This is a genomic window from Bosea sp. NBC_00550 (assembly GCF_026020075.1).
Lineage (GTDB): Bacteria > Pseudomonadota > Alphaproteobacteria > Rhizobiales > Beijerinckiaceae > Allobosea.
This window is the reverse complement of the sequence record NZ_CP102772.1, coordinates 1,338,304-1,351,436: the sequence shown is the minus strand read 5'-3', so window position 1 is coordinate 1,351,436 and position 13,133 is coordinate 1,338,304. Positions and strand designations below refer to the sequence as shown.

The 13,133-nt window shown below is 65.7% G+C and carries 9 protein-coding genes, 1 pseudogene and 1 riboswitch; of the genes and pseudogenes, 3 read left to right on the top strand and 7 right to left on the bottom strand.

Features of this window, described 5'->3' with window-relative positions:
* The first annotated feature begins 116 nt into the window (after positions 1-116).
* The 3 genes and pseudogenes from NWE53_RS06325 (at position 117) to NWE53_RS06315 (ending at position 5,232) form a co-directional block, all read left to right on the top strand.
* On the top strand, positions 117-1,340 hold the full coding sequence (locus NWE53_RS06325) for a sensor domain-containing diguanylate cyclase (protein ID WP_265053506.1): 1,224 nt from the start codon (positions 117-119) through the stop codon (positions 1,338-1,340).
* Between the two features lie 158 nt (positions 1,341-1,498).
* Positions 1,499-1,698, top strand: a riboswitch (cobalamin riboswitch).
* A gap of 120 nt (positions 1,699-1,818) precedes the next feature.
* Positions 1,819-4,054: pseudogene (locus tag NWE53_RS06320) on the top strand (ribonucleoside-diphosphate reductase subunit alpha).
* 158 nt (positions 4,055-4,212) lie between these two features.
* Positions 4,213-5,232 carry a ribonucleotide-diphosphate reductase subunit beta gene (locus tag NWE53_RS06315; RefSeq protein ID WP_265053505.1) on the top strand — a complete coding sequence of 340 codons (1,020 nt, stop codon included), beginning with the start codon at positions 4,213-4,215 and terminating at the stop codon, positions 5,230-5,232.
* Between the two features lie 184 nt (positions 5,233-5,416).
* Here NWE53_RS06315 and NWE53_RS06310 read toward each other — a convergent pair whose 3' ends face one another.
* The 7 genes from NWE53_RS06310 to NWE53_RS06280 all read right to left on the bottom strand — a co-directional run bounded on the left by NWE53_RS06310 (position 5,417) and on the right by NWE53_RS06280 (position 12,919).
* A complete protein-coding gene (locus tag NWE53_RS06310; RefSeq protein WP_265053504.1) occupies positions 5,417-6,220 on the bottom strand; it encodes an MBL fold metallo-hydrolase in 804 nt (267 codons plus the stop codon).
* 9 nt (positions 6,221-6,229) lie between these two features.
* Positions 6,230-7,030 (bottom strand): TatD family hydrolase, encoded by an 801-nt coding sequence (locus NWE53_RS06305; RefSeq protein ID WP_265053503.1) that lies wholly within the window; start codon positions 7,028-7,030, stop codon positions 6,230-6,232.
* Between the two features lie 256 nt (positions 7,031-7,286).
* Positions 7,287-8,855, bottom strand: coding sequence for a methionine--tRNA ligase (metG, locus tag NWE53_RS06300; RefSeq protein ID WP_265054830.1), 1,569 nt, complete (start codon positions 8,853-8,855; stop codon positions 7,287-7,289).
* A 21-nt stretch (positions 8,856-8,876) separates the two neighbouring features.
* Positions 8,877-9,947, bottom strand: coding sequence for a DNA polymerase III subunit delta' (locus tag NWE53_RS06295; RefSeq protein WP_265053502.1), 1,071 nt, complete (start codon positions 9,945-9,947; stop codon positions 8,877-8,879).
* On the bottom strand, positions 9,947-10,597 hold the full coding sequence (gene tmk, locus NWE53_RS06290) for a dTMP kinase (protein ID WP_265053501.1): 651 nt from the start codon (positions 10,595-10,597) through the stop codon (positions 9,947-9,949). Before tmk ends, NWE53_RS06295 begins: the two co-directional genes overlap by 1 nt.
* A gap of 9 nt (positions 10,598-10,606) precedes the next feature.
* Positions 10,607-11,827 carry a D-alanyl-D-alanine carboxypeptidase family protein gene (locus tag NWE53_RS06285; protein ID WP_265053500.1) on the bottom strand — a complete coding sequence of 407 codons (1,221 nt, stop codon included), beginning with the start codon at positions 11,825-11,827 and terminating at the stop codon, positions 10,607-10,609.
* 48 nt (positions 11,828-11,875) lie between these two features.
* Positions 11,876-12,919: a septal ring lytic transglycosylase RlpA family protein gene (locus tag NWE53_RS06280; RefSeq protein WP_265053499.1), complete on the bottom strand. Its 1,044-nt coding sequence runs from the start codon at positions 12,917-12,919 to the stop codon at positions 11,876-11,878.
* Positions 12,920-13,133: the final 214 nt, after the last annotated feature.

Sequence of the window (13,133 nt, the reverse complement as noted above, 5' to 3'; positions counted from 1 at the left end):
CCTCTAACTCCGGCGGCCTGACGGCAAGAGCATCTGACGACGCTGCCGTTTACGTCTCTTTTACGCCGACGCGTTGAGCTTCGCGCCATAAGCATAAGATCGAATCGGGAGCAACCATGTCCGTCCCCGCCGCCGCGAGCGAGCAGGCCCGCCTGGACGAGCTGGCGCAGTATGACATCCTCGATACGCCGGGTGAGGAATCCTTCGACCGGATCACGCGCCTCGTTCGCCGCACATTGAAGGTGCCGATGGCGACCGTGACTTTCCTCGATGGCCACCGGCAGTGGTTCAAGTCGCGCGAGGGCTTGTCCGACTGCGAAGGAGATCGGCGTAGCGCGCTCTGCGACGTCACGATCCGCCGCGGCGAGCCGTTGATCGTGCCCGATACCCGTGCCGATCCGCGCTTCACCGACAATCCGCTCGTCACCGGCGCGCCGCATCTGCGCTTCTATGCCGGCATACCGCTGCGAGGCGAGGGCGGTCACAATATCGGCACGCTCTGCGCCATGGACACCGCGCCCCGCGCCTTCGATGGAGAGGACGTTGCGATCCTCGCCGATCTCGCCGCGATCGTGATGGACGAGCTCAGGTTGCGTCTGCTCGTGTCCACCGATGTCCTGACCGGGGCACTCTCGCGCCGCGCCTTCCGCAATGAAGCCGGCAAGGCGATCGCACTCGCGTTGCGCCATCGCCATGAGACGAGCTGTATCGCCTTCGACCTCGACCACTTCAAAACCGTCAACGATACGCAGGGCCATGCCGGCGGGGACACCGTGCTGACCGGCACCGTGGCCGCCTGCCGCGACCTGCTGCGCCAGAGCGACCTGATCGGGCGCCTCGGGGGCGAGGAGTTCGCGATTCTGCTGCCGCATACGGGGCTGCAGGCCGCTCTCAGCGTCGCGCAGAAGCTACGGGAAAGCATCGCCGCCCAGCGCTTCGAAGGCGTCGGCGGACCGTTCGCCGTGACCGCGAGCTTCGGCATCGCGGCGCTTTCAACCGCCGCATCGGATCTCGAAGCCGTGCTTCAGCAGGCTGACGAGGCGCTCTATGCCGCCAAGACCGCGGGTCGCAATCGCTGCATCGCGGCCCATGCAGGCGCTGCGAGCAACTCGCCCTTCGGTCGGCGCGTGCTCAAGGCCGGCAGCATCGTGTTCAACGGCGGCCGCTCGGTGATCGACTGCACCGTCAAACGGCTTTCCGACGAGGGCGCCAGCCTTGCCGTAATCGATTCGGCCGGCGTGCCCGGCCGTTTCAAGCTCGCGATCGAGGCCGATAATTTCTCGCGTTTCGTGCATGTGGTGCGCAAGGCTGGCCCTGAGATCGACGTTCAGTTCGCCTGAGTTGGCTCAGATGGAGCGACCGACCGGGCCGTGTTTCAGCGTGGATGCCGGCGCTTACGGCGGGCATTCGATGGCAGCTGCCAGGCCGTTCATCCTCGCTTTCCACGACGGTTTGTATCCAGCACATACGAGCAATTGACGGATGAATGGAAAAGACCGCTAAATGTAGTGGTCACGGTCTCTCGAATCGCAAGATCGAGAGCTAAGAGGGAAGCCGGTGCGAAGCCGGCGCTGCCCCCGCAACTGTTAGCGGTGAGTTCTCATCCAGCATTAAGTCACTGAGGCCGCAAGGCCTTGGGAAGACGGGCGAGAACGACGACCCGCGAGCCAGGAGACCTGCCGCGACCCTAGTTAACGTCCTCGGGCGGGGTGTCCCGGTGGTGCGCTGGCAGGTCGCGGCCTCTCGTCGTCGCGCGCCCTTTCCACGCGTCCGCCTTGGCCTTCGCCCCCAACATCTTGATCTTGGGGTTTGGAGCCGATGTCTCTTTCCGTTGAAGCCGAACGGCCTGCGCCGGCGCCGTACAGTGCCGAAACCGTCTCGCAGCCGCGCGCCGTCGCGAGCGAACCGGGCTTCCAGGTGATCCGCCGCAACGGCGCGGTCACGCCCTTCGATGCCTCCAAGATCGCAGTGGCCCTGACCAAGGCGTTCCTGGCGGTCGAGGGTTCGAGCGCCGCCGCCTCGCGCCGCATCCACGACATCGTCGCCGACCTCACCACGCAGATCGTCGCGGGCCTGACGCGCCGCGCCGATGCCGGCCGCACCTTCCATATCGAGGACGTGCAGGACCAGGTCGAACTCGCCCTGATGCGCTCCGAGCATCACAAGGTCGCACGCGCCTATGTGCTTGACCTGCTGTCGTCCTTCGATTTCATGGCCTCGACGCCGACGCTGTTCAATTCGGGCACGCTCCGCCCGCAGCTGTCCTCCTGCTTCCTGACCACCGTTGCCGACGATCTCGACGGCATCTTCAAGGCGGTGAAGGACAATGCGCTGCTCGCCAAGTATTCCGGCGGCCTCGGCAACGACTGGACGCCGGTGCGCGGATTGGGCGCCCATATCAAGGGCACCAATGGCGAGAGCCAGGGCATCGTGCCGTTCCTGAAGGTCGCCAACGACACGGCGATCGCGGTCAACCAGGGCGGCAAGCGAAAGGGCGCGGTCTGCGCCTATCTCGAGACCTGGCATGTCGACATCGAGGAGTTCCTCGATCTGCGCAAGAACACCGGCGACGACCGCCGCCGCACCCATGACATGAACACGGCGAACTGGATTCCCGACCTGTTCATGCAGCGCGTCGCGGCCGGCGGCCAGTGGACGCTGTTCTCGCCCGACGAGACGCCGGACCTGCACGGCCTCTACGGCAAGCCGTTCAAGGCGGCCTATGAAGCCTATGAGGCCAAGGCCGACCGCGGCGAGCTCAAGGTGTCCAAGCGCGTGGCAGCGCTCGATCTCTGGCGCAAGATGCTGACCATGCTGTTCGAGACCGGCCATCCCTGGATCACCTTCAAGGATGCCTGCAATCTGCGCTCGCCTCAGCAGCATGCCGGCGTCGTGCATTCGTCCAATCTCTGCACCGAGATCACGCTCAACACCTCGGCCGATGAGGTCGCGGTCTGCAATCTCGGCTCGGTCAACCTCTTTGCCCATGTGACGGCGGAGGGGCTCGACCAGGCCCGGTTGGCGAAGACGGTGAAGACCGCCATGCGGATGCTCGACAATGTCGTCGACATCAATTTCTACACGATCCCGGAGGCGCGCCGTTCCAACCTGCGCCATCGCCCGGTGGGCCTCGGCGCTGCAGACCCTGCGCCTGCCGGCGGCTTCGGAAGGCGCGGTCGCCTTCGCCGACAGCTCCATGGAGGCTATCAGCTTCCATGCGATTTCGGCCTCGGTCGATCTAGCCGCCGAGCGCGGCCGCTATCCGAGCTTCGAGGGCTCGCTTTGGTCGAAGGGCATCCTGCCGATCGACTCGCTCGATATCCTCTCGGAAGCCCGCGACGGCGATGTCGAGCTCGACCGCTCGGCGACGCTGGATTGGGAGCCGCTGCGCGAGCGAGTGAAGACCATCGGCATGCGCAATTCCAATACGATGGCGATCGCGCCGACCGCGACGATCTCCAACATCGTCGGCGTCTCGCAGTCGATCGAGCCGTCCTACAGCCAGCTCTACGTCAAGGCCAACATGTCCGGCGACTTCACGGTGGTGAATGCCGGGCTCGTGCACGACCTGAAGGCGAGGGGGCTTTGGGACGAGGTGATGGTCTCCGACCTGAAATACTATGACGGCAAGGTCAGCGGGATCGACCGCGTTCCGGAGGACTTCAAGGCGCTCTACGCGACCTCCTTCGAGATCGAGACGAGCTGGCTCATCCGCGCCGCGGCGCGCCGGCAGAAATGGATCGACCAGGGCCAGTCGCTCAACCTCTATATGGCGCAGCCCTCGGGCCGGAAGCTCGACGAGGCCTATCGGCTGGCGTGGCGGCTGGGCCTGAAGACGATCTATTACCTGCGCGCGCTCTCGGCGACCCACGTCGAGAAATCGACGCTGAAGGGGACGGACGGCAAGCTCAACGCGGTCTCCGCAACTGTGCCAGTCGCGGCTAAGGCAGCTCTCGCGGCCGCGCCGATCCTCGTCGATATCCCGCTCGATAACGGCATGGCGGTGCCCAACGCCTGCTCGATCGACGATCCGACCTGCGAGGCCTGCCAGTAACGGCCGCCGTCATCCCACCTCGCGCGTCATTCTCGGGCGAAGCGAAGCGCAGACCCGAGAATCTCGATCGGAAGAGGGCGCTGGACCCCTCCTTCGGCCGGAGATGCTCGGGTCATGCCCGAGCATGACGCCCTTCATTTCACGAACGGAATTTTTCCATGCTCGACTGGTCCGAAACCAAGCCCGCGACCCCAGCCAACCCCGCCATCCTGACCAACCCGGTTCCCACGGCCGACGCCACCGGGCTGGGCGAGATCGATCGCTCCGGCGGGCGCGTCAGCGTCGACGAGAAGCGGATGATCAACTGCCGCGCCGACGTGAATCAGCTTCTGCCGCTCAAGTACAAATGGGCTTGGGAGAAGTATCTCGCCGGCTGCAACAACCACTGGATGCCGACCGAGGTCTCGATGCAGGCCGACATCGCGCTGTGGAAGTCGAGGGATGGGCTGACCGAGGACGAGCGGCGCATGCTCAAGCGCAATCTCGGCTTCTTCGCCGCCTCGGAGAGCCTCGTCGCAAACAACATCGTGCTCGCGATCTATCGCCACCTGACCAATCCCGAATGCCAGCAATATCTGCTGCGTCAGGCCTTCGAGGAGGCGATCCACACGCACACCTTCCAGTACATCGTCGAGAGTCTCGGCCTCGACGAGGGCGAGCTGTTCAACATGTATCGCGAGGTGCCTTCGATCACCGACAAGGCGGCCTGGGCGCTGAAGCATACGCAGAGCATCGAGGACCCCGATTTCAGCACGGGGACACCCGAGAACGACCAGGCGCTGCTGCGCGACCTGATCACCTTCTACGCGATCTTCGAGGGTATGTGGTTCTACACCGGCTTCGCGCAGATCCTCTCGCTCGGCCGGCGCAACAAGATGGTCGGCATCGCCGAGCAGTACCAGTACATCCTGCGCGACGAGTCGATCCATTTGAACTTCGGTATCGACGTGATCAACCAGATCAAGATCGAGAACCCGCATCTCTGGACCAGGGCCTTCCAGAAGGAGGTGCGTGGCATGATCCGCGATGCGGCCGAGCTTGAAGCGGCCTATGGCCGGGACACGATGCCGCGCGGCTTTCCGTGGATGTCCGAGGCGATGGACCTCAAGAAGGAGAAGAACTTCTTCGAGACCCGCGTCATCGAATATCAGAACGGCGGCGCGCTCAGCTGGGAGTGAGGGCAGGAGCTGGAGTTCTCCAGCTTGAAGACAATCTCCGTCAGCGGCCCGAAAGGCGGCTGACGGGGCTTGCCGGTAGTTATGACCCGGTACCGGACTGGTCAGCGCAGGGGGTAGCCTGGATTCGCATAAGACATATTATGGAACTATCTTGCTGCCCGGAGAGGCGGCTGGTTCCCTTGGCCTATGCGGCGGCCGCCACCGTCATTCCATCAAACGCCATATCGATATTGTCCGCCAAGCGACTGGACAGGCTCGCATAATCCAGATCGATGTGGAGGTTGGTCAGGATCGCGCGTCGCGGTTTCAGTGTCGCGATCGCCTCGAGTGACTGCTCCAGGTGGAAATGGCTCGGATGCGGCGTCTCGCGCAGGCAGTCGATAATGAGGACGTTGAGGCCAGCCATGGCTCCCATCGCGGCCGGCGGGATGAGGCTGACATCCGGCAGATAAGCCAGGTCGCCGAAGCGGAAGCCGAGCGCCTCGTAATTGGGCCCGTGCTCGACCCGGAACGGCAATGCCGTGATCGGCCCGCCGGCACCGTCGATGATCTGGCTTCGTCCGGCCGTGATCTGGTCGAGATCGAGGATCGGCGGATAATAGCTGCCGGCCGGCGTCTCGAAGAGATAGCCGAAGCGCGAACGCAGCGAGGCTTCCGTCGTCGTGTCCGCGTAGATTCGGATGCGCTGACGCGTATGCAGGACAAGGCCGCGCAGGTCGTCGATGCCGTGGGTGTGGTCGGCATGGTCATGCGTCATCAGCACGCCGTCGAGCGCCGGCACATCGGCCGAGAGAAGCTGCTCGCGCAGATCCGGCGATGTGTCGACGAGGACCCGCGTCGTGCCGTCCGGTCCTGAGCGCGTTACCAGGATCGAACAGCGGCGCCGGCGGTTCTTCGGATCGGCCGGGTCGCAGGCGCCCCAGCCGGAACCCGGCCGCGGCACGCCACCCGAAGAACCGCAACCGAGGATCGTCACCGTCAGCGTCATGGCGTGCGATCAGGCGACCTGCACGACGGGCGCGGCATGATCCATCTTCCAGTAGCAGCGGCGGGCATTTTCGCTGGTGATCCGGGCGATCTCGTCGAAGGAAACCCCGATGGTTTCCGCGAGAACCTTCGCTGTTTCAACCACATAGGACGGCTGGTTGCGTTTGCCTCTGAACGGGACAGGGGCCAGATAGGGCGCATCCGTTTCGACCAGCAGGCGCTCGCGCGGCACCATCCGGGCGATACGGCGCAGATTTTCCGAGGTCTTGAAGGTGAGTATTCCCGAGAAGGAGACGTAGAGCCCGAGCTCGACACCTGCCATGGCGAGGGCCTCGCCGGCCGTGAAGCAATGCAGAATCGCAGGGAAGGCGCCCTTCCCCGTCTCCTCCCGCAGGATCGCGATCATGTCGTCATCGGCCTCGCGCGAATGGATGACGAGCGGCAACTGCGTCATCCGTGCAGCCGCGATGTGAGTGCGAAGGCCTTGCGCCTGCGCCTCGCGCGGGCTCGAATCGTAGTGGTAGTCGAGTCCGGCTTCGCCGATGGCGACACAGCGCGGATGGCGCGACAGCTCCGCGAGGCGCTCGGCCGTGACGTCGAGCTCCTCATGGGCGTTGTGGGGATGCGTGCCGACCGAGAACCAGACCGACGCGAACCGTTCGGCGATGGCGGCATAGTCGGCGAAGCGCACCACGCGTGTCGAGATCGTCACCATCCGCCCGACGCCCGCGGCTTCCGCCCGGCCGACATAGGCCGGCAGTTCCTCGGCGAAGTCCGGGAAGTCGAGATGGCAATGCGTGTCGATCAGCATCGAGAGCCTCTAACAAAATCCGGCGGGGTCTCGACGCCGGCAATTCGACCGCTCCGCCAGGAGCGGGGTGAAGCCGATACCATTGGTATCGGCAAGCGCCGCGACACGGCGGGCGGCCGAATTCCCGGCGCCGAAGGTGAGCTTTGGAGGGCCGCCTGCGGCGTCGGAACGACTTGCCGATACCGACGGGTATCGGCTGCGCGCTCCTCCTGGCATGCGACTCCTCCAAAGCTCATCGAGACCCCGCCGGGTTTTGTTAGAGGCTCTTGGCTGCCTGCCCGTCCTCGGGCTCGACATAGCGCGGGAAGATCGCGCTCGGCGCCGGCAGCGGCGTGCCGCTGGCAAGGCGGTGTCCGGCTCCGATCGACGCGAAGCTGCGTGCATCGGCCGCGACGCCGAGCAGGTCGAGCAGCTTGCCCGCCGCCTCCGGCATCACCGGCTGCACCAGGATCGCGACCTCGCGCAGCACCTCGATCGTGACGTAGAGCACGGTGTCGCGCCGCGCCGGATCGGTCTTGGTCAGGCGCCAGGGTTCGTTGGCGGCGAAATAGCGGTTCGCTTCCGCCACCACGGCCCAGAGATCGGCCAGCAGGCTATGAAGAGCGAAGTCCGTCATGGCCTCGCGCGCCTTCGCGAGCGCGCCATCGGCCATGGCGAGCATGGCTTCGTCGGCCTCCGTCAGCGTTCCGCATGGCGGCACCCTGCCCTCGCAGTTCTTCGCGATCATCGAAAGCGAGCGCTGCGCGAGGTTGCCGAGGTCGTTGGCGAGATCGGCATTGATCCGGCCGATGATCGCGTCGTGGCTATAGTTGCCGTCCTGGCCGAAGGAGACCTCGCGCAGGAAGAAATAGCGCAATTGGTCGACGCCATAGGTCGCGGCAAGGTCGAAGGGATCGACGACGTTGCCGAGCGACTTCGACATCTTCGTGCCCTTGTTGAGCAGGAAGCCGTGGCCGAAGACGCGCTTCGGCAGCGGCAGCCCCGCCGACATCAGGAAGGCCGGCCAGTACACCGTGTGGAAGCGCACGATGTCCTTGCCGATGATGTGTACGTCGGCCGGCCAGTAATGCGCGCGCGGGCTTTCCGGATCGGGGAAGCCCGTCCCGGTCAGGTAGTTGTTGAGCGCATCGACCCAGACATACATCACGTGCTTGGGATTGCCCGGCACGGCCAGGCCCCAGTCGAAGGTCGTGCGGCTGATCGAGAGATCCTCGAGCCCGCCCTTCACGAAGGAGACGATCTCGTTCTTGCGCGTCTCCGGCGAGATGAAGTCCGGGACGTCCTCGTAGAGCTTCAGCAGCCGGTCCTGATAGGAGGCGAGGCGGAAGAAATAGCTTTCCTCCTCGACCCACTCAACCGGAGTGCCCTGCCCGCCCAGCCGCGTACCGTCGGGCTGGAGCGTCGTTTCCTCCTCGCCGTAGAAGGCCTCGTCGCGCACAGAGTACCAACCGGAATACTTGGCGAGATAGATGTCGCCATTGGCCTCCATCCGCCGCCAGAGCTCGTCGGTCGAGACCTTGTGGTCGGGGTCCGTGGTCCTGATGAAGCGGTCGAAGGAGCAGCCGAGAGCCTGCTCCATCTCCTGGAAGCGCGCCGCGATCTTGTCGACGAATTCCTTCGGCGAAAGGCCGTTCTGCGCCGCCGTGCGCTGCACCTTCTGGCCGTGCTCGTCGGTGCCGGTCATGGCGAAGACGTCGTAGCCATCGAGCCGCTTGAAACGCGCGATCGCATCCGACGCCACCATCTCATAGGCGTGGCCGATATGCGGCGGCCCGTTGGTGTAGTGGATCGCGGTCGTCAGGTAGAATTTCGGGGCCGTGGCCATCATCTGTCCGAGAGCTTCGCTTCACGCTGCGCGCGAACGGGAAACCGCAGCCGACAGATCATGAAACAGGGTCATCACCAGCGGCCGGCGGTCGAGATTATAGGTCTCGACCTCGCGCGCCGCCTGGCCCAACTTGTCCCATACCTCCGCCAGCGGTGCAAGGCGCGCCGGTTGCGCTGCAGCATGCGCGTGGAGGTGGTCCGAGATCCAGCCCTGCACCGTCTCGATCATCACGGCGAAGTCGCGTTCGCCGGCCTTGCCGGCGACATCCTCGGCCAGAGCCAGCAGGGCCGGAATGTCGACCTGCGGCAGCGCATCGAGCCTCGCCCTCACCGCCTCGACCAGCGCCAGCGTCTCGGGATCGACATAGGTCAGCGCCCGCCTGACCGAGCCTTCGGCGAGCTTCGCCGCGCGCAGCAGCGCCGAATCGTCGAAGGGCGACTCCATCCGCTCGAGCGCAAGACGGCCGGCCTCGATCACGCCCGCCTCTCCCAGCGGAGCGAAGCTCAGCAGCCGGCAGCGCGAGCGGATCGTCGGCAGCATCCGCCCCGGCGCATGCGCGACGATCAGGAACAGCGCCCGCGGCGGCGGCTCCTCCAGCAGCTTTAGCAGCGCATTGGCGGCCGAGCGGTCCATGTCTTCGGCGGAATCGACGATGCAGACGCGCCAGCCGCCCTCGGCGGCACTCGCCCCAAACCGATCGATCACCCGCCGCACCGCATCGACGGGGATGTTGCTCGTATAGCTCTTGCCGTCGGGCTTCGGGATGCGCCGCAGCACATGCAGATCGGGATGCGATCGCGCCATGATGCGCCGCGTCGCCGGATCGGTTTCCGGCATGGCGAGATCGGTCTTGCCCGCGGCGCGCGCGGGAGGATCGCCGGCCGCGAGCATGAAGCGGGCGGCGCGATAGGCGAAGCTCGCCTTGCCGATGCCCTCCGGCCCGCCCAGCAGCCAGGCATGATGCATGCGGCCCGATGTGACGGCATCGAGGAAAGCCCGTTCCTGAGCCTCGTGGCCGATCAGGCCCAGCGTCTCGCGCGGATGCGGCGCAATCGGCAGCCGGTCGGGTTCGTCGCTGGTCTCTCGCATCACGTTTCCGCTTCGATGGGCAGGTGCCGACCTACGGCTTCCCAGGCGGTTTCGGCAAGCTCTTCGGCCGGGAGCGTCGCATCCAGCACGACGCAGCGCTGCGGCTCCCTGTCTGCAATGTCGAGATAGGCTTGCCGGAGATTGCGATGGAAGGCGAGCGCCTCGCCTTCGAAGCGATCGACCGCCTCTCCCGGCCGGCGACGCCTGGCGGCTCGCGCAAGGCCGATTTCGGGGTCGAGGTCCAGGATCAGGGTGAGATCGGGCATCAACCCGGCGATGGTCACCGCTTCCAGCTCGGCCAGCAGCGTCGGATCGATCTTGCCGAGCGCGCCCTGATAGACGCGGGTCGAATCGATGAAGCGGTCGCAGATCACCCATTCGCCGCGATCCAGCGTCGGGCGGATCAGGCTGTCGATATGGTCGATCCGGGCTGCCGAGAACATCAGCGCCTCGGCGAAGGTGCCGTAGTCCTTGACCTGCCCGGCGAGGATCAGCTCGCGAATGGCTTCCGCCTTCGGCGAGCCGCCGGGTTCGCGCGTCGTCCTGGCGGTGAAGCCGGCCTCGCCGAGGCGCGTGGCAAGCGCGCGCGCCAGCGTCGACTTGCCGGCGCCCTCCCCGCCTTCGAGCGTGATGAAATATCCTCTGCTCATGTGATCCGCTCAGCTCCGGCCGAACGCTTTGCGGACCCAGCCCGTCGTCGCCTCGAACAGAGCGTCGAGCGCGCGGCTCTGCAGCGATCCGGCCTTCACCGTCTCGGCCGCGTACAGCGGAACATCCAATGTCTTGGTGTCCCCGCGCGTGACCAGGAGACGCGCCACCTCTGCGCCTTCCTGAACCGGGACCGTCAAGGGGCCGCGATAGACGATGCGCGCCGCCAGGCGTTCCGTGCTGCCCCGCGGCATCAGCAGGCTGACGGCTCCCTTGCTTCGCAGGGCGACGCGGCCTTTCTCGCCACCGTAGACGCTGGCCTCGCCGACGGTCTCGCCATCCGCGAAGAGTTGACGGCGCTCGAAGGCGCGAAAGCCCCATTCGAGCAGCTTGCGGGCTTCGCTCGCGCGGTCCCGCCCCGTCTTCAGGCCATTCACCACGACGATCAGGCGCTGCCCGTTCTGCACGGCCGAGCCGACAAGACCGAAGCCGGACTCATCGATATTTCCGGTCTTCAGCCCGTCAGCGCCGATATCCATCGCCAGCAGCGGGTTGCGATTCTGCTGCCGGATCTTGTTCCAGGTGAATTCGCGCTGGCCGAAGATCTTGTAGAACTCGGGATAGGTCTTGATGATGTGCTCCGCGAGGAGCGCGAGCTCGCGCGCCGTGACCCGCTGCTGCGGGTCGGCCATGCCGGTCGCGTTGCGGAACACCGACTTCGTCAGGCCGAGCGCCCTCACCCGTTCAGTCATGATGCGCCCGAAGGTCGGCTCGTCGCCGGCGATGGCTTCGGCCAGGGCGATCGAGGCATCGTTGCCGGACTGCACGATGATGCCCTGCAGAATGTCGGAAAGCTTGATCCGGCTGTTGACGATTGCGAACATCGCCGAGCCGCCCGAGGGAGCACCGCCCTTGCGCCAGGCGTTTTCGGAAATGCCGATTTCGCCATCCAGCGACAGGCGCCCGGCGCCGATATCCTGGAAGGCGACGAGCACCGTCGCCAGCTTGGCCATGCTGGCCGGGACCATCAGCTCGTCGGCCGCCTTTTCGTAGAGGACGGCGCCGGTATCCGAATCGAGCAGGACAGCGAACGGAGCCTGCGACTGGAAGCTCTGTGCGTGTGCGGCGACTGAGAGACCCAGCCAGACGAGCAGGACGAGCAAGCCGTTGCCCAGCCGCCGACCCGGCGACAGAGCCGCAGCAGACAGCTTCGCATAACACAAGGCGCTCATGCCTCGATGTGAAGCAGAGCGCCCGGTATCAGGTCAAGGGAATTGGCGTCAGTTCCGCGTCGGCGGCAGGACGGCCTGGAAAGCAAGCCTGTTGACCGACTGGCCCTTGGCGAGGCCGTTCCCGGGCGTGTTCAGCAGGCTCGCGGAAGTCCCGCGCTGCGGCGGCAAGGTCGATCGAAGCGTCGCGGGAACCGCGACCGGCTTCCCGGCGTTAGCGATGGTGTCCAGATCGAAAGGCCGGCTCGGCGGGAGCGGCGCGGCACGGACAGGCGTGGCCTCCACGGGCGTGGAGCTTGTCGAAGCCAGCGTGGCCATCATAGGCGCCGAAGGCGCGATGGTACGCGTCACCGGAGGCGCATAGGCCTGAGCGACAGGCTGGCTCGCGACGGGAAGCGGCTCGGGCTCGGACGGGGCCTGGGTATCGAGATCGGCGCTGCGCGAACGGGCCGTGGCCACGGGTTCCGCGCTGGCGACCATGGTCCGTGCGCTGGTGCCTGGGATCGGGGCCGGGCTGCCATCGGTCCGCAACGTCGCGATCAGGAGGTTGTCGTCGGAGCCGGCGAGCGAGGCCTGGCCGAGATATTCCATCTTGATGCGCGCCGTGCCCAGATGGCGGAAGGCCAGCGCATCGGCGGTCTTCTGGGAGACGTCCATCAGACGGCCGCCGTGATAGGGGCCGCGATCGTTGACCCGCACGATGATCGAGCGGTTGTTCATCAGGTTCGTGACGCGCGCATAGGCAGGCAGCGGCATTGTCGGGTGCGCCGCCGAGATGCTGTTGCGGTCGTAGACCTCGCCATTGGCGGTGCGCCGGCCATGGAAGGCCTCGCCGTACCAGGACGCGGTGCCGACGGCCGTAAAGCCCGTTGGCTTCTCATAGGGCACGTAGCGCTTTCCGGCGACGGAATAGGCTTTGCCGACGAGTTGGCGGCCGCCGCCCTTCGGCACGTCTTCGCCCTCAGCGATGACGCGCGGGCTGGCGGGACCGTATTTCGATTGCGGGAAAGCGCCGATCTCCTTCGACCGGCGACCGGCGACCTGATTGCCGGCGCAGTTCGCGACGAATAGCCCGGCCAGGACGACGCAGCCCAAACGCGCAATGGAAGGGACAGGAGGAGACGCTGCATTCGGCCCGGCTGAGCTGGAAATCGCCTTGGACGAAGAGCTGGCGTCTCGCATCATTCTGCTCGTTCCGCTTTCTGCGCCAAAAACCACGGCTTCGCCCAAGCCGCATGCACGGCTTGACCGAGTTTTCGGCCAATTCCTTTAAGGGACCGTTAAATAGCGAATGACCTGCGTTCGAGGC

Bases quoted from the DNA above. Each gene is read 5' to 3' on its own strand.
- NWE53_RS06325 (WP_265053506.1), top strand. From the start codon at position 117: ATGTCCGTCCCCGCCGCCGCGAGCGAGCAGGCCCGCCTGGACGAGCTG.
- NWE53_RS06315 (WP_265053505.1), top strand. From the start codon at position 4,213: ATGCTCGACTGGTCCGAAACCAAGCCCGCGACCCCAGCCAACCCCGCC.
- NWE53_RS06310 (WP_265053504.1), bottom strand. From the start codon at position 6,220: ATGACGCTGACGGTGACGATCCTCGGTTGCGGTTCTTCGGGTGGCGTG.
- NWE53_RS06305 (WP_265053503.1), bottom strand. From the start codon at position 7,030: ATGCTGATCGACACGCATTGCCATCTCGACTTCCCGGACTTCGCCGAG.
- metG (WP_265054830.1), bottom strand. From the start codon at position 8,855: ATGGCCACGGCCCCGAAATTCTACCTGACGACCGCGATCCACTACACC.
- NWE53_RS06295 (WP_265053502.1), bottom strand. From the start codon at position 9,947: ATGCGAGAGACCAGCGACGAACCCGACCGGCTGCCGATTGCGCCGCAT.
- tmk (WP_265053501.1), bottom strand. From the start codon at position 10,597: ATGAGCAGAGGATATTTCATCACGCTCGAAGGCGGGGAGGGCGCCGGC.
- NWE53_RS06285 (WP_265053500.1), bottom strand. From the start codon at position 11,827: ATGAGCGCCTTGTGTTATGCGAAGCTGTCTGCTGCGGCTCTGTCGCCG.